The 16,452-nt window shown below is 54.1% G+C and carries 13 protein-coding genes and 5 pseudogenes; 1 reads left to right on the top strand and 17 read right to left on the bottom strand.

Going from position 1 to position 16,452, the window contains the following annotated elements:
* Window positions 1-65: 65 nt before the first annotated feature.
* The 15 genes and pseudogenes from JZM30_RS14570 to JZM30_RS14500 all read right to left on the bottom strand — a co-directional run bounded on the left by JZM30_RS14570 (window position 66) and on the right by JZM30_RS14500 (window position 13,306).
* Window positions 66-389 carry a hypothetical protein gene (locus JZM30_RS14570; protein WP_252319564.1) on the bottom strand — a complete coding sequence of 108 codons (324 nt, stop codon included), beginning with the start codon at window positions 387-389 and terminating at the stop codon, window positions 66-68.
* A gap of 151 nt (window positions 390-540) precedes the next feature.
* Window positions 541-1,374, bottom strand: coding sequence for an RHS repeat domain-containing protein (locus tag JZM30_RS24020; RefSeq protein WP_308167169.1), 834 nt, complete (start codon window positions 1,372-1,374; stop codon window positions 541-543).
* 80 nt (window positions 1,375-1,454) lie between these two features.
* Window positions 1,455-2,804, bottom strand: a complete 1,350-nt coding sequence (locus JZM30_RS24015) for a hypothetical protein (RefSeq protein ID WP_252319563.1) — start codon at window positions 2,802-2,804, stop codon at window positions 1,455-1,457.
* A gap of 72 nt (window positions 2,805-2,876) precedes the next feature.
* Window positions 2,877-4,565, bottom strand: a complete 1,689-nt coding sequence (locus JZM30_RS24010; RefSeq protein WP_252319562.1) for a DUF6531 domain-containing protein — start codon at window positions 4,563-4,565, stop codon at window positions 2,877-2,879.
* Between the two features lie 40 nt (window positions 4,566-4,605).
* Window positions 4,606-4,884 (bottom strand): hypothetical protein, encoded by a 279-nt coding sequence (locus JZM30_RS14550; protein WP_252319561.1) that lies wholly within the window; start codon window positions 4,882-4,884, stop codon window positions 4,606-4,608.
* A 295-nt stretch (window positions 4,885-5,179) separates the two neighbouring features.
* Complete coding sequence (locus tag JZM30_RS14545) at window positions 5,180-5,467, bottom strand: hypothetical protein (protein ID WP_252319560.1); 288 nt, start codon at window positions 5,465-5,467, stop codon at window positions 5,180-5,182.
* A gap of 91 nt (window positions 5,468-5,558) precedes the next feature.
* Window positions 5,559-5,855: a hypothetical protein gene (locus tag JZM30_RS14540; protein ID WP_252319559.1), complete on the bottom strand. Its 297-nt coding sequence runs from the start codon at window positions 5,853-5,855 to the stop codon at window positions 5,559-5,561.
* Window positions 5,856-6,117: 262 nt separating this feature from the next.
* Window positions 6,118-6,411, bottom strand: a complete 294-nt coding sequence (locus JZM30_RS14535; RefSeq protein ID WP_252319557.1) for a DUF4123 domain-containing protein — start codon at window positions 6,409-6,411, stop codon at window positions 6,118-6,120.
* Window positions 6,408-6,911, bottom strand: a complete 504-nt coding sequence (locus JZM30_RS14530; protein WP_252319555.1) for a hypothetical protein — start codon at window positions 6,909-6,911, stop codon at window positions 6,408-6,410. The genes JZM30_RS14535 and JZM30_RS14530 overlap by 4 nt, the downstream gene beginning before the upstream one ends.
* A gap of 104 nt (window positions 6,912-7,015) precedes the next feature.
* Window positions 7,016-7,192: a hypothetical protein gene (locus tag JZM30_RS14525; RefSeq protein ID WP_252319553.1), complete on the bottom strand. Its 177-nt coding sequence runs from the start codon at window positions 7,190-7,192 to the stop codon at window positions 7,016-7,018.
* A 150-nt stretch (window positions 7,193-7,342) separates the two neighbouring features.
* Window positions 7,343-8,043 (bottom strand): annotated as a pseudogene (locus tag JZM30_RS14520) (ankyrin repeat domain-containing protein).
* A 140-nt stretch (window positions 8,044-8,183) separates the two neighbouring features.
* A pseudogene (locus tag JZM30_RS14515) lies at window positions 8,184-9,434 on the bottom strand (PAAR domain-containing protein).
* A gap of 9 nt (window positions 9,435-9,443) precedes the next feature.
* On the bottom strand, window positions 9,444-11,432 hold the full coding sequence (locus tag JZM30_RS14510; protein WP_252319551.1) for a type VI secretion system Vgr family protein: 1,989 nt from the start codon (window positions 11,430-11,432) through the stop codon (window positions 9,444-9,446).
* 202 nt (window positions 11,433-11,634) lie between these two features.
* Window positions 11,635-12,153: an Hcp family type VI secretion system effector gene (locus tag JZM30_RS14505; protein ID WP_252319549.1), complete on the bottom strand. Its 519-nt coding sequence runs from the start codon at window positions 12,151-12,153 to the stop codon at window positions 11,635-11,637.
* A gap of 236 nt (window positions 12,154-12,389) precedes the next feature.
* Window positions 12,390-13,306, bottom strand: a pseudogene (locus tag JZM30_RS14500) (AraC family transcriptional regulator).
* 249 nt (window positions 13,307-13,555) lie between these two features.
* On the opposite strand from JZM30_RS14500, the pseudogene yqhD reads away from it, so the two are divergent.
* Window positions 13,556-14,717, top strand: a pseudogene (gene yqhD / locus JZM30_RS14495) (alcohol dehydrogenase).
* 62 nt (window positions 14,718-14,779) lie between these two features.
* On the opposite strand, the pseudogene JZM30_RS24005 reads toward yqhD, so the two are convergent.
* Window positions 14,780-15,868, bottom strand: a pseudogene (locus JZM30_RS24005) (NADH:flavin oxidoreductase).
* Window positions 15,869-15,939: 71 nt separating this feature from the next.
* Entirely contained in the window at window positions 15,940-16,230 is a 291-nt protein-coding gene (locus JZM30_RS14475; protein ID WP_252319541.1) for a MarR family winged helix-turn-helix transcriptional regulator, read from the bottom strand.
* Between the last annotated feature and the right edge of the window lie 222 nt (window positions 16,231-16,452).

Below are 16,452 nucleotides of genomic sequence, written 5' to 3'. Positions count from 1 at the left end.
CTGCTGTAGGTAAAAAATGGCCGGAAGGATATAAGGATCACTTCCGGCTTTTTTATATAGATAAATTAATAAATAACTAAATTGCCTTTAGGCCATTCACCAGCCCAACCACAAGGCATATATCCTGTCTCATAAACAGTGATGAGTCCATCAAAAAATAAGTTAAATCTTAATTTATTTTTATATACGTCTTCCATTAAATAACTAACCAAGTCCCATTTGATATTGGCCTGCAATACATTCATACTCACACCATCAACTGAAGGGACCAATGGAAAAATTACACTCTCAACGTAATCCCTTGCCTCTCCAGCCAATAAATCCCACTGTTGATATATAGTGCTATGCCTGCTTGCCAAAAAGCCAGTTATTTCATTCCTGGCTTCCAATGTGGCATTTTCCCATTCATCACTCTCAAGTGATTTCAGAAAAAAAAATCAACACCTTCAACCCTATTAAAACTATCATCAATAGGTTTACCCAATTGACTAAGCCAGCTAATTTTTGCAAGTCTCTCTTTTGCAGCTTCAGATATATTCATTATTTAACCTGCCCTATCCTTCCAGGTAGTCTTGACACATCCATTCCACCAAGAGCGCCATGCTTCATTCTATTTTTTATACTATATTTTACTGACTCATTTACCTGACTGGATGATAGTCCAGAAGATTCTAAAGATCGCTTTAAAGCCTGAGTATATTGCGTATTTGTAGACATCTTTCCGTAAAGCTCGCCATTCTTGCGATATTGATCCCAAAACTTCTCCATCGACTTATGAGCTTCATAATGCTGTGATCCCGGCTCGGTAAACGCATTTCCTTCTAATTTAATTGCTGCGCCTTGATCTTGTGGGATAACATCCCTAAACGTGGCATCCTGATTTAAGTGGTGAGACTGTCCGGGGCTTGGATCGTTTTTCAGTTGCCCTGTGGGCCCTATCGCAGGACCTTTTTTCTCCAACCCAAAGGGATCACACCACATGAATGGATTCGTGACGTAACCCTGCGGCCTTACCCCCCCCCCCAACATCCCTATCGGGTCCGACGAGAGATACTGCCCGCTATCCGCATCATAGTAACGATGCCGGTTGTAGTAAAGCCCTGTCTCCGCGTCGTACAACTGCCCCTGATAGCGCAGTTCGCAGTATACCTCTTCGTTCGACGCATCACCCAGATAGCGTCGCAATGCGATGGGCCGGCGTTCCTCCCGATGATTGCCCCACAGCGCCTGTTCACCCCGCCAGTGAACCTCTCCCTCCTCACTGCATAGCTCGCGCGCCGTCCCCGTCAAATCCGTGACGATATAGTGCAGTCGGGTAACATCGCCTTTTCCTTCCACCTGCGCCAGCGGCCGGAAACTCCCCGGTTCATACACCCACTGCACTGCACGCGCCGATGTGCCATCCGCCAGATACTACTGCTGCCCTACCAGTTGGTCTCCGTCCCAGCGGTAGGCTACCCGCGCTCAATAACGCGACCGGCTGCATCATAACGCGCCAGTGACTGCACCACCACATCTTTCTGCGTCAGCGCTTCGCCCATACCGGGCGCTATCTGAGCAATTTCGCACAAATTCTGTTCGCTGTCGTAACCGAACAGCCGTGCCTGACGACGGCGCCCTTCCTCCCGACGCTCGGCCGTCACCTGTCCGGTGCCGTTTAACCGGAAGGCCTGTTCCCCCCAGTGACTGTCACTGATGCCTGTCAGCCTGTCCAGCACATCATACTGGTAGTGCCGCTCCAGCACGTAGTTGACCCGACCATCCGCCCCTTCCAGCGCCTGGCGTTGCAACAGCCCGGTTGGACCCCACTCCTGGCGCAGCGCAAAGCCGCTGCCGTTGCTGCGCCGCTGCTCTTCACCGGATGCGGTGTGGCTGAACTGCAACGGCTGATGTGTGCCAATGCCCAGCGCAGTCACGCGGCCTGATGCCAACGCCAGTTGTAACAGGGCCAAAATACCTTCCACCCGGGCGCGCTGCCCGCTGTCATCATAGTCACTGGTGAGCACTTCACTGTTAACCGTTTCGGCAATCACCTGCCCTGCCCGGTTATAGGCGTACTCTACTACCGTGTCCGGGTTGGCCGTTTTTATCAGGCGTCCCGCCAGATCGTAGTGCAGTTCGGTCACCGCTTCGGTGTCACCCGACGCGCGCCGCGTCACAATCCCGGTGATGCGCCCTGCGGCATCATAGGCGTACAACATGTGGCTGCCATCCGGGGCCAGGCGCTGCGTTAACCGGCCTGCCACATCGTAGTGATAGCGCACCGTGGCGCCCAGCGGGTCGGTCGCTTCCAGCAGGTTGTCGAACGCGCCATAACGGAACTGATAGCGTTGTCCCAGCGCATCGGTCACCGCCGTCAGGTTACCTCCAGCATCATAACCAAAGCGTGTTTCACTGCCGTCTTCGTACACCACTTTGGCGGGCGTATCGCGAGTGCCTTCATATTCCCAGCGACGGATTTGTACGCCTGTTTCATGAGCGATGTGGCGCTCGGTCAGGCGATCAAAGTCGTCATAAAGAAAAGTCGCGGCGGGCGTGTTATTCCGCTCAATGCCGCTTAGCAACCCACGGCGGTTGTAGCGGTAGTGCTGGAGTACGCCGTCCGGGCCGATCAACGCATCCAGTTGCCCGGTGGCGTTGTAGCGATAGGACCACTCCCGTTGTTCCGGATCGTTAACTTCAACGATCTGCCCCAGCGCATTACGTTGGTAACGCCATGTGTTACCCAGCGGATCGAAATAAGCCAGCAGTTGCCCTGCATCGTCATATTCGTAACGATGAATCGCGCCATCCGGCAGCGTCACCGTGGTAGGTTGCCCCCACGCGTTACGCTCATAAACCGTGCGCTAGCCCAACGGATCGGTTTCTGCTATCAGTTAGTTATATACCCATTCAAAATTGGTTTCACCGCCATCGGGCATGCATTTGATCAGGATATTGTTGCGGGCATCGCGCACATAGCGCGTTACGCCGCCAAAGCCGCTGTGGTAATAGCTGGTGAGATTGGCGTCATCGTACTCAAAGTGACCGGCCCAGTAGCCTTCGGAAGTGCGATCGCGTATCGCGCGTCCGCTGTCGTCATAGTCATGTTCGACCCAGGTGGTGCTTAAATCAGACCAGCGCAACAGCCAGCCTTGCGGGCTGTATTGGTAGTCGAAGTTGCGGCCCTCGCTGGCCCGCACACTGAGCAAGTGCCCCTGCTCGTCATAGGTATAGCGTGCTAACGTTTTTATCGGCTGGCGCTGCGCCGAGCAGAGCGTCAGCTTGACGATACGCTGCTGCTCGGTGAGCACATGAATGAATCGCCCGTCAGGCAGTGAGATCCAGCGAAGTTCCGTGAATTCCCACTCGAAGTTCACTCGGTTGCCCGCAGGGTCTTCAATCGCCGTCAGGCAGAGTTGCATACCGAGCGCATGCTCAAACCGGTAGCGCAATCCGCCTACGCGCCTGACGATCAGTTGGTTTTGTTCACGCGTGAGCCGCCATTCCTGGTTTGATGGCGCGCGATTCACTTCGCCTTCGCCCGGCAGGATAAATACTGCGCGGTTAAATTCACCGTCGATAAGCGTCGCCAGGCTGCCATCCAGCTCAAGGCTGATATCCCAATTACTGCGCCACAGGTTACCCAGCAAACCAGGGTGACGTTCACCGGTTGAGCGGTAGAAACGCGCCAGTGAGATTGGCAATAGCCCCGCGAGTTGGAGGTCAGTGCGTCGTTCCACCACGGCACCCGTCGCCATATTCACCGGGTCACCATTCTCTTCTGCGGTTTTGCTATTACCGTTGGTTTCCTTGTCTTGCTGGTTGGCTTTGTCATTGTCTTTGGGATCGGTGCTTCGCGTCTCTTTTTTACTTCTTGCTTTGATATCCTGAGCACCGCTGTCTTGGCGTTTTTTCTGTCGTTTCTTCTTCCCTTTTGAGGTTTTCGGCGTTTCGGTTGTCTGCGCTTTATCACCCTGAGGCTCAGCGCTGTGCTGAGTGGTGGGTTCACTGGCTTTGTTGTGCGCAGGAGCAGTTTCCGTACGCGTCGAGGGGGTATCCGTTTTTACTGTGTCAGATTTACCGTGCTGTGAGGATGTCTGCGCGTGAGTGGTTTTCGGCGATGCCTTGTGCGTGCCGCTCGCGGCAGGCGCGTGACGGCCACCCCGGACCCGGCCAAACCCTACCGCCGCCATGGCTGCCGCAATCCCTACCGCGCTATTGGTTAATCCGGTGTCTTTTGTTCTCTTAACATCTTCATTGCTCTCTTCCTCGGTACGATAATCCCCCGAAGCGCCTTTCTCTATTTCCAGCCCTGAAGCGCTGCACGTTACTTTGGCGCGCGCACTCCCCACTGCCTGAGTCATGATATTGGGAATAAAGGCAACAAATTCGCTATCAATTAACGTGACGGTAGCGTCGACTAAATCAAATAGCTTACCCAGATACTCCACCATTTTATGGAAAGTATCTTTCATCAACGTGATAATCCAATTATTACCCAGTGATGATTCATTAATAACTTTTTGTAACGCCACTTTCATCTTCGTCAAGATGACCTTGGCTTCATCCGCATAAGTTCTCATTTCGGATCGCATTTTTGCGATCCACTTGACAATGTTTCCGTTACTTAATCCACGAATCAGTTTTATGGCTTCCTGAATTTTTTTCAGGCGACCAAGTTTTTACTTTTCGCATCGCATCGGTAATGGCGCGCCCGCTGATTTTCATAGCGTCGCCAAGCCCGGGAATAACGCCGATAGCGCAAAAAACGCCGTCCATTTGATGCATCGGATCATCAAGCAATGCGGGTTTTTGATAGGTGTTGTAACACCATTCAGCAATACAGATCGCATCTATCGCCGGCCCGACAACCGGGATACACCCCAGAATGATTTCTCCCATTAGCAATACAGCAGAGTCTATCTGCTGCGCAGAGGTTGCAACCTCTGCGGAGATGCTGTTATGTATGCGGCCAATCTCTTTGCGAAAAGCGGGATCTCAGCGGCGGATTTTCCGGACTAAAACACAAAAACGCTCATAGGCGGGTTTATAGTGGGGAGGAATACTGTGTGCATGATACCCAGCCTCGCCGCAAGCTGGGAATGCTCATCATAAACCACCGGATTCAGCTTTCGCATTTCTACATAAAGCGCAAAATATTCCCCGGCCAATGCTGCATTTTCTGGTGAGGATTGTATCACCGGGTTATTTTTTCCGTGGGAACGAATTTATCAGAGCCTTCACCCAATAATATTTCAAAGGCACCGCACCCCATGTTATAGATAAATACTTTTCCGTTCTCATCCGTTTTGCCTTCGATTTTAGTATTTTTGCTGTCGGTCAAAACGAACTGCGCATCCGGTACCGGATCGCCTGAATCGTATTCGTAATTAATGAGGATTTCGCAGGCGCACGTCGCACATCCCCCCGATATTCGGTTATTGGTGCCAAAGTTTTCGACCGCGGCTTCACCACTTTGCGCCAAGGCATGTTTTTCCTAAGTCATAACATGACGTCCTTATTACGCTTCGTCCAGTTGATCAATAGCGGCTTGATACAGGCGATCCATACGACTTTTAATGCCGATGTTTTCCGGCTGCGACAGAAGAGGTTGCGCCCAAGGCTGTTGGGGAAAATCCGGCCCCAGTTCGGTGACCAGTGCCAGCGTCCCGATCGTTGTTGGACCCGTTTTGCTGCGCCTGTGCCATATGCTGGCGGGTAAAGTCCAGCAACGCGTCCTCTGGCGCATCCTTCCAACGCGTGTGATACGTGCGCAGATGCGCCGTATAGCGCGCCAGTTCCTGCTGCTGTGCGGGTTCCAGCAGCGCTTGCCACTGCGCTGTGCTCAGTTGGCGCGGTAGGCTATCCGACACCGAATGCGGTTCGCGCGCCGTCAGAGTCAGGGCTTGAACGCGGCCTTATGGCGCAATATCGCAGTAGCTGGCGACCGGGCCATAGAGGGCATTGGCCTCTTGTGCCGTGCTGACAGCGAGCAATGCATTCACCACCTGCCAGTCACCGATACGCAGAATGGCACTCTCGCCAGAGGGCGGCGAAATCAGGCTCTACTGACGAAAGTGCTTCATCAGCGCCATCAGTTGATCGCGCGGCGCATAGGCCCGCATAAACCACGCCTTACTGCATTCCCATGCCCCAGCCGTCCTGTATCAACAGATGCTCTCGCACCTGTGTCCAGTTGGCGCTGTGCACCGGAATGCAGTAAGGCGAAATGCTCGCGTGCTCGCGACCGGCCTCGCCCCAATACACACGCGTTTGATCCAAGTTGCCTCCACAGCGTTCAGCCAGCCAGGGCACGGCATCGTTGAGTGCGGCCTCCGCAATCACAAAGCAGCCACCCTGAGCCAGACGTGCTTGCCAGGCGGCGTCATCTTCCTCAACTAACGCTAAAAACGGTGGGGAAACACTCACAGCGCAACCTCCGAAATGTCGGGTAAATCGCCCCGCATCCAACCGGGGCGATGATAATGAAGACGCACACTGTCAAGGTGTTCAGGCGCGGACTTAAAAATCCGCAAGCTGTCTGCCAGCGTGTAGCGTTCGGTGAGAGGAATAAAAGCCGGATGGTGATAAAACTCGCTGCCCAATACCCAACGGTGTGCAGACCAGGCCTCGCACTCTGCTTCACCAGCGAAGGGGTAATACTGTTTTGCCAGCGCAATGCCACTGAGAAAGCGCTGTTTGACCACCTCGATATCAAGCGGAAACGCCGTGAGTGTGCTCGCATAAAGGAAGAGTTCATTGGCCAAACGGTGCAGGCGGTTGTCATGCGCCAGCAGCGCATACTGCTCTGGCGTAAGTTGAATCTGGTAGAACGTATCGGCGTGTACGGTTGCCGGTGTATCTTGCTGCGCCAGCAGGCGATAGCACCGCTTATCATCATCAATCATGGGGAGATAGATCTGTGTCATCTGGTCAAGAAACGCCCGCCGTGCCCCGCCGCAGCGGTTTCCTCCAGCCAGTGCACCAGCGTTTCTCCCGCTTTGCCCTCCTATACCTGAACCACCAGAGGAGCTCAGCGCTGCCACGCTTCTGCTTGCGGCGTAAAATGCAACTGCTGCCAGAGTCCCGCCGCAGCGAGCTGAAATGCCTGCCAATATTCGGGCAGTTCCGGATAATCCAGCAGGGATATCACGGCGTACAAGGGTGCTGCACGCTGGCTGATGTCAAACAGGGTAAAGCTGTTTGTCATCGTTATTATGTTTTCTGAATTCGTCATGTTTTGTGGAATACATTCGTCGCTAACGCGTGAATGTGAGGTGCCGGGAAGTGTCCTGCGCCGAAAAAACGCAGGACAAAACGTAATAGCGAGGTGACAAAAAGATTCAAATGGGTTTTGAGATTACGGCGTGTGGCCTTTTTCCCACTGTGCGCGCATCTGCACCGGAGAGCGCGGCGGGAAGGACACACCTTTATCCCGCAATTGCTGCTGCACCTTAAGCAGCCAGGGATATTCCGGTGATTGCTGTGCCATAATGGATACGCTTTCGTACACGCGCCATGCCAGACTGCTTCCCGTCACGGAATAGGTTTCTACCTGTGCGTCCTGCTCAATCAGCCAGTGCACCATCTGATATTTGTTCAAATAAGCGGCGTAATGCACACTGGTGGTCTTCGCCTCATCGGCCAGCTCGATATCAGCACCGCGCGCCACCAGCAGTCGCACATTGTCCCAGCGATCTTCACCGATGGCAGCAAACAGCGCGGGTTGTCCACGCCGGCCGATGGCATTCGGGTTACCACCTGTATCCAGCATGAGGCGCAGCCATTCGGGATCTTTCGCTCCCGCAAGGGTATTGACCGCGCTATCACCGGCGCCATCTTTGAAATTGGGATCGGCCCCCAGCGTCAGTGCCCATTGCACTGCACGTTTATCCTGGGTTTGATAGATGAGCCATTGCCGCGGCGTCACCCCCCCTCTTTGCCCTGCACATTGAGATCGACTCCGTGACTCAGTGAATAACTGGCTCCTGCCGCGTCACCTTTTTGAATGTTGTGCAACACCGCCACCACTGAGGGGGAAAAAAGTTCACTGGCATCCATACTGTGCCCCCCTGCCTGACAAGCCGTAAGCAGCCCGATCAGCACTGCTCCCAACCATGCCGCCCGCGTGCGACCGGTTAGCCCAACAGCAGGCCATAATCCACGGCGCGGTAGCGCTTTGTGTCTGACTAACCATTGCATTACATCCCCCCGAAGGTGCTGGTGATTTGTCCGATGTCTTCTTTTTTCTGGTTTTCAATACCGGCAATCACCTGATCCATACCGTGACGGGCCAATGGCGATCCGCCGGAATCAGGTAGAGATAACATCTCTCCGCTCGCTTTCGGCAACGCGCCGTCCAGTAACTTGACCACACCCATCACACCGCCGATTGCAGCGCCGGCATTGCCGCCAATTAATGCTCTGGCGCCGGAAAGCAAGCCCGGCAACAATGGGGTAGCGTAGTTTTGCACCAGGGTGAGGATCTCACCATCCATCGCCTGCGTTTTAATCAGCGTAGAGGTATCTACCAGCGATGTCCCTCCAGCACGCGCCACCGTGTTTTCATGCAATCCCGCGGCGTTAAAGGTAAACCCCGGCAGTTTGGTGACACTGACGGCAGCGGAAGCCAGCCCGCCGCCCAGCGAATGACCAACAATTACCGGAGCTGGAGAGATCACATCCTTTACCTTGGTTGCCAGGTACATCGCCTGGTTGTATTGATCGGATTTCATCCCCATCCCCTGGCTGGCATTCGTCACTCAATCTTGCACGCCGGTCACCGCATTGTTGGTGCCCCGGTAAGTCAGCATGGTCTCTCCATTCACCGCTGATTTAAGCAGTGCTGCACCAAAGCCGGTTTTGCTATCGGTAAAGTCGCTCGCCGCCAAGCCGGGCAGCTTGCTGGTATCCAACAGTTCCAGCCCGACGGGTGCTTTCAGTAATTTATCCATTACACCGCGCCGAAATTCGTCCACCGAGTAAACATACTGTGCAGCTTCCGCTCGCAGAATATTGTCGTTGTTGAACGCCAGACGTTTCGCTGCATACACCAATCCCGGCAGGGATGTCGCCTCGGTTGCCAGTTTGGCGCGCGCCAGATAGCGATCTTTGCGTTGCGCCAACGTCAACAGCTCATCCACCATCGGCAACTCCGCCGATTGTGCCCACTCCATCAGCGTAGGCAATAGCATCAGTGTCAAGGCCAGCAGTGGTGCACGATTTTTTGCGGACTGTTCCGCGCATGCTTTGACCGGAGATTGGTAAGGCGTACTGCCAATAATCACATCGCCGCTGCCTGCGGCAACGGAACCACCGCAGCCGATAGCGTCGCCAACCAGTGCCGCCAGTTTGCCATTGATGATGACATCGCCACTTCCGGCGATAATCGGCGTAGCAGGAAAACAGCCGTGACCGGCACAGTTGTCTCCCAGTCGTGCTGCACTGGGCATGCTCTCTCCTTAGCGTCTGTCCGGCGCGTCGGGCAACGTGGGGGCTCTCGGTGTCTCGGGCGCAATGGAGACTGGCGCGGTGCCCGCCCCCGCTGAACCACCATCGTTAATTTTGACCAGAGTGCCGGAAATGGTGACACCCGCACTGTCAATTTTGATAAACCCGCCGGGCGCTTTGATGGTTAATGCCTGGCCGGCTTCCAGCACAATATCCGCCGCTTTCAGGTAGCTGTCGGTATTAACTAAAACCCGTTGATGCGCGCCGATCAGTGTCTCTTCCAAGCCAGTGATGGTCGAGTGTCGACTCCCTTCGATATGACTCACCTCACCCCCGCCGATAAAGCGTTTCAGCGACTGGCCGATTTGCTCGAAATCATCCTGACCAACAGTGCGGTGACGATGGCGGTCAACGCGCTGAAACTGGTCCTGCGCCACGCTCAGGTGTTGGTCACGTCCGATGCTTTGCCGGTGAATATTGTTCACCAACGTGTCACGATCCTTCTGCGTATGCAGATAGATCTGCTCACGCGTGGCTTCATCTTCAAAACGCAATTCGTTAAAACCGCTGCCCTTGTGCGTGTCGGTGCGCAACGTGGTACGGGTCTTGTGCTCCGGCAACAAATACGGCGTCGGGTTGGTGGCATGGAAGGTGCGCCCGGTGATGATGGGTTGATCGGGATCCCCCTCCAAAAAGCTGACGATCACTTCATGCCCAATGCGCGGGATAGCAATCAAACCATACTGACCGCCCGCCCAGCCCTGACTGACACGCACCCAGCAGGAACTTTGATCATCACTGGCACCGTAACGATCCCAGGGGAATTGCAGTTTGACGCGGCCAAAATTATCGCAGTAGATCTCCTCGCCTGCCTGACCAACCACTGTCGCAATCTGTGGGCCGTCCACCATCGGCTTAAACGGGAGGTTCGAACGCCAGGTCGTACCGGCTTTCGCCACAGAGAATGCGTTGCTTAGCGTCGTGGGCTCGCCCCCGCTCTCCTCTTCCAAAGCCTGAGGCTGCTGACCAACATGCGTCACTGACACCGTTTGCCACACGATGTTAAGCGCCTGTTGTGGATGCTTCGTCAACGTAAACATGTTGCCGGGCATCAACGCCGCACAGTTGGATTCTCCGGTGGCGGTAACGGCGTCGGCACGCAGCGCATCCAGACGGAAAGCGCTAAATGCCTTACCGCTCGGGTCCTGTTTAAAACGGCCCGGATAATCATAGTGCTGGTATGTTTCGCGCTGATGAGTCAAATCCCGGCTCAGATTGCTGTGCATCAATCCATAGGAGGGGGTTTTAAAGCTGTAGTCTTTCAGCGCAACTTCCGCCGTACTGACGCGTTCCGCATAGTGAAAACGCCTGACGTAAGCGCCTTCCGACAATCCCTGTGCCGCCAGATTGAAAAACAGCTCAGGGCCTTTCTCCAACGCACCCGCATCATCGGCGAACACCACCCGGTGTTTGCCTGCTTCATACTCATGGAAGAAATACATTCCCTCTTCCGCTGCCAGACGGCTGATAAATGCCAGATCGCTTTCACGATACTGTACGCAATATTCGCGCTCAGCATGCTCGTGGCGCAGCGCAAAAGCGAAATCAGTAATACCCGTTTCCTGCAACAAGGTGCTGATAATGGCATCCGGCTTCTGCGATTGGAAAATGCGCGTGTTGGTGCGCAGGCCCGCGCGCCGCAAGGCCGGACGCACCTCTGCCTGATAGCGGGTACGACGAAAACCGGTATCGCCTTGGGTAAAGGCACTGACGATGCCGCTGACGCGACGCTGAAGTTCACCTTCGAACCATATCAACAGTTCGCAGGGCTGATCCAACACGGCGCTGAAATCAATGTCTGGCTGAGCGCTGGCCAGATTCAGTGACAAGCTAAAGGGACGATTCAATCCCTCATCAAGCCTGAAATCCACCACCGCAAACGTGCTTGCTGGCAGCGTGCCGAGTGTCACGGTGAACTGTAATCCTGTGCTGTTTGCCACCTGTTCTCTCCTTATTGTTTCGCCCTACCATGGCTACCGCACGCCCCGATGACTGACCGGTTCGTCGTCGTTTCTGTCATGACGCTGTGCGTTGGGTTAACCCAGTGCACAGCGCCCGTGCTTGTTGTGGTGCTGATGAATCAAAACGGTTGCAGTAACAAACGCAGAAAACCCGGCACAGTGCCGGGTTATACATCTGCGCTTAGGCTTCGACCGGCGCACGCCAGTCATCAGAACCAGAGGTTCCGGCAACAGTGTGCTCCCAGTCGATTTTGCGGTAGGCCAGAGGGACTTCGATAAGCTGGGTATAGTCCAGCTTTGACGGGGCCTGGCAGTGTGGCATCTGGCAGTTGATGTCCACGATGGTGGCGTCAGTCAACACGGTAGAGAAGAAGTGCTCCTGCTTGCCTTCCACGGAAGTGCGATACCACTTCAGGGTCACGGTCGGCAGCATTTCACCGGAGGCCAGCGCGTTGTACATCAGCGGAACGGCTTTGTTCAACGCGACGGTGAATTTGAACGGTTTGTGGACGCGTTGACCAGAAGGCTGGCCTGATTGCGGGTCAGTCGGTACGGTGACAACGTGTTTGAATTCCTGTACCAGCATTTCATCTTCGTGGCCCTGCACGTATATGTTGCCGACGGAGTCAGAGGTGAAGGCACCTGCGGTGATATTGCCCTGTGTTTTTCCTTCGATGCTGATATAGCATGGAGTTGGCATAGTGTTGCTCCTTGTTATTGAACGGGTTGAGTCATTGCACCGTTCGTAAAGCAATTCGCATGCTAATTTTTATATTGTTGTTTTTAAACAATAATTACTTGAAGGCCATTTCCCTTACGCCAAGTCTGAGCAAGAAGTTGCGCAGAATGCGCAGTTATGCTGATACAGCGTGCTGACACAATATCCTCTCCATCCTCTCCCGCTTGACACCCTTTATTCCTGCCTGTCTGGCTATTTCAGCTCTCTTCAACCGCCATATTGGTGACTTTCAGCCGTGCCACTTCGTCACCTGGCGTTGCGCCAAAGTAGCGTTTAAATTCCCGACTGAATTGTGACACGCTCTCATACCCAACGCGCACCGCCGCCGCTCCAGCCCGCACGCCATCATTGAGCATCATCAGGCGCGCTTTATGCAGCCGGTAAGACTTCAGGTATTGCAGCGGTGAGGTATTGGTCACCGCCTTAAAGTTATGGTGAAACGCGGACACGCTCATATTCACTTCCGCCGCCAATTGCTCCACATTAAGGCTATCCGCATAGTGATTTTCGATACGACGCAGCGCTTTAGCGATCTGGCTGAAATGGGTATGCCGGTTGACCAGCGCCTGCAACGCCGCTCCCCACACAGGATATGGTAGGTAATCTCTTTGACGATCATCGGCCCCAGCACTCGTGCATCACGGGGAGTTTTCATCGCATCAAACAATCGTTCAACGGCACACAGCATCTCTTAGGTAAACGGCACACTGTTCACACCGCAAGAGTCTGAGCACGGGCGAATAACGCTATCATCATCGCCAATATCCAGCAGCAATTCCTGGAGTACCTGCGGATCGATCCGGATGGAGATCCCCACCAAAGGCTGTTCAACACTGGCAACCGTCTCGCATTCAAACGGCAGCGGCACTGTCACCAACAAATAGTTTTCTGCGTCATACTGAAAAACGGTATCACCCACATAGCCAATCTTCCTGCCCTGAAACAGGATAACTATCGTCTGGTCATATATCACCGGTACACGTGTATGGGACTGGTCCGCGTAAAGGATTTTTACCTGTGCTATCGGCGAGGGCGTAACCCAGTGTTGGGTTGTGTAGCTGAGCGCCTGCTTGATTATCTTGGCAAACACTGGGTTGTTTTGAGCACGCGTCATCAGTAAGGCCTCACTCGGGTGGCAACCGTCTCTACAATAGGAAAACAACATGACACAAACGTCATTTTTTATCACCCAATTCTCCTGGTAATTGTAGAAATAGGCAAAAACCCAACAGAAATGTGCATTGAATGCCTGAGACCAGCTGCTGATAATAGCCCACATCATTCATACTGAACGATCGGTATCCATCTCCCACAAGCGTTACCCGGGATTTCTTATCAAGGCGTTGAACTGGATAATTACCCTATGCAAAATTTCACACTTCATACCCCGACCAAAATTCTGTTTGGTGAAGGCAAAATTGCCGAAATAGGCAAAGAAATTCCTGCTGATGCGCGCATCCTTATCACTTACGGTGGCGGTAGCATCAAGCGTAACGGCTTACTGGATCAGGTTTATCAGGTGCTGGATGGCCGTGATGTGCGTGAGTTCGGCGGTATCGAACCGAACCCGTCTTATGAAACGCTGATGAAAGCCGTTGAATTGGTCCGTGCCGAAAACATTGACTTTCTGCTCGCGGTGGGCGGTGGCTCGGTCGCCGATGGCACCAAATTTATCGCTGCCGCTGCACACTATGAAGCCGCGCAAGATCCCTGGCATATTCTGCAAACCACCGGCGCACAAGTGACGAATGCCGTGAAAATGGCTTGCGTACTGACCCTGCCAGCAACCGGTTCTGAATCTAACAATGGTGCCGTTATCAGTCGTAAAACCACGGGTGATAAGCTGCCCTTCTTCTCCCCATACACCTTCCCCCTGTTTGCCGTACTCGATCCGGTCGTCACCTACAGTTTGCCGCCGCGTCAGGTTGCCAACGGCGTTGTCGATGCGTTTGTGCATACCGTTGAGCAGTATCTGACCTATCCGGTAGATGCCAAAGTGCAGGATCGTTTTTCTGAAGGCTTGCTGTTAACGCTGATTGAAGAAGGCCCACGCGCTAGCCGAACCGGAAAACTACAAAGTCCGGGCCAACGTTATGTGGAGTGCCACCATGGCGCTGAATGGATTGATTGGTGCAGGCGTGCCGCAGGATTGGGCTGCTCATATGATGGGCCATGAATTGACCGCATTGCACGGGCTTGACCATGCACAAACGCTGGCGATCGTATTGCCTTCCTTGCTGCAAGCGAAAAAGGCGCAAAAACGCGCCAAACTGTTGCAATATGCAGAACGCGTATGGGATTTGCGTGAAGGTAGTGAAGATCAACGCATTGATGGTGCTATCGCGGCCACGCGTGCGTTCTTCGAGAAAATGGGCGTACCAACCCACATGGCGGATTATCAATTAGATGGAAGCACCATTCCGACGCTGGTTGCCAAACTGAAAGAACACGGCATGACGGCGCTCGGGGAACACGCTGATATTACGCCAGAATTGAGTCAGAAGATCTACAAAGCGGCACGCTAAGCGCTGCCCCCATTGCTGTGTCTGCAAAGGGAGCCATTGTCTCCCTTTGTCATGGAGGTATATCAGGCAAGTACGGCTAAATCTGCCGCATTAAATCCGCGTAGAGAATCCGTTTGGCCAGACTGGACTTTTTCTGCCCAGTGCGCATCAGAAAGCAGAACCCGACCTACGGCGATTAGATCAAACTCGTCCCGCTCCATACGCGTATACAGGTTATCCAATGCTGCCGCACCCGATCCTTCACCGCCAAAGGCAGCAAAGAAGTCAGAGCTTAACCCACCGACCCAACGCTGATGGTGGCCGCACCGGTTAACTTCTTCGCCCAGCCGGCAAAATTCAGCCCTTGCTCGCCGTCAATGTCCGGGAATTCCGGCTCCCAGAAGCGACGTTGTGAGCAGTGCAGAATATCAACGCCCGCCTCAACCAGCGGTGCCAGCCATTCCGTCATTTCTTGCGGTGATGTCGCCAGACGCGCTTTATAATCCTGCTGTTTCCACTGGCTAACACGCAGGATCATCGGGAAATCAGGGCCAACGGCAGCGCGAACGGCACGCACAATGTCCGCCGCTCACGGATGGTTGCTCCGCCGAAAGCATCGGTACGCTTATTGGTTCCCGGCCAGAAGAACTGGTCAATCAGATAACCATGCGCACCGTGCAGTTCCAACGTGTCAAACCCTAACCGTTTGGCATCCGCTGCCGCTTGGGCAAAGGCGGCCACCGTATCAGCGATATCCTCTTCGGTCATCACCACGCCGCGTGGAGCATCCGGTCCGACCGAGCCAGAAAGGGCTTTCCACCGGGGCATCAGGCTCCCACTCTCCCGCGCGCGTTGAACCGGTGTGCCAAATCTGTGGGCCAATTTTACCGCCCGCTGCATGAACGGCATCGGCAACGCCCTGCCAGCCAGTGCCGCGTCACCGTGGAAAAAGGGAATGCCTGCCATATTACGCGAAGCAGGACGGTACCACCGTGCCTTCCGTCAGGATAAGCCCCACGTTGCCTTGTACGCGACGACGATAATATTCCGCATTTTCAGGGCCTGGGATCCCCGCTTTTGCCATACCGCGCGTCATCGGAGCCATCACGATTCGGTTAGGCAGTTGCAACCCTTTCAGTTTAAAGGGGGGTGAACAAGATATTGTCGGACATGGACCTTTCCTTTTTAACGATTAACGTTCACGAAGTGAAGTAAACGCAGTCAATTCTCAAGACAGGCTGCATCAAGGGCATTGGTGAGGTGGCTCGGTAACTCCTTCGCCGCCGCCATCAAGGCAATCAATACACTCTTCAAGCAGTTGATGCAGCGCAGCGACACGTTCAGCGCCCAATTGTGCCACGATCGCCACCTGCGCCCCCTGCCACACCCGTTGCGCTTGAGCCTGTTTCTCCCGCCCCGCCGCCGTCACTTCAATACGACGACTGCGCGCGTCATTCCCGGCACAAATTTTTAGCCATCCTTGCGCAACCAGAGGCTGCATATTGCGTGTTAACGTAGAGGCGTCCATTTGCATGTGTCGGGCCAGATCGACGGGACAGACAGTCTCACGGCATACGATAACAACGCGTACTGCGTATTTTTCAACCCGCATTTCGCAATGTAGTGATCGTAATGTCGCGTCACCATCCGCGTAAGCTGGCGCAGCTTGAGATTGGTACAGCCTTGAGACGCGTCTGTGTTTTTCATGTCGTTAATTGTATATGCAACATTTTTACATCAGGAAGATCGCGGTATT

It is taken from the genome of Candidatus Symbiopectobacterium endolongispinus (assembly GCF_018777385.1).
In the GTDB taxonomy this organism is placed as follows: domain Bacteria; phylum Pseudomonadota; class Gammaproteobacteria; order Enterobacterales; family Enterobacteriaceae; genus Symbiopectobacterium; species Symbiopectobacterium endolongispinus.
This window is presented reverse-complemented; position numbering and strand designations above follow the sequence as displayed.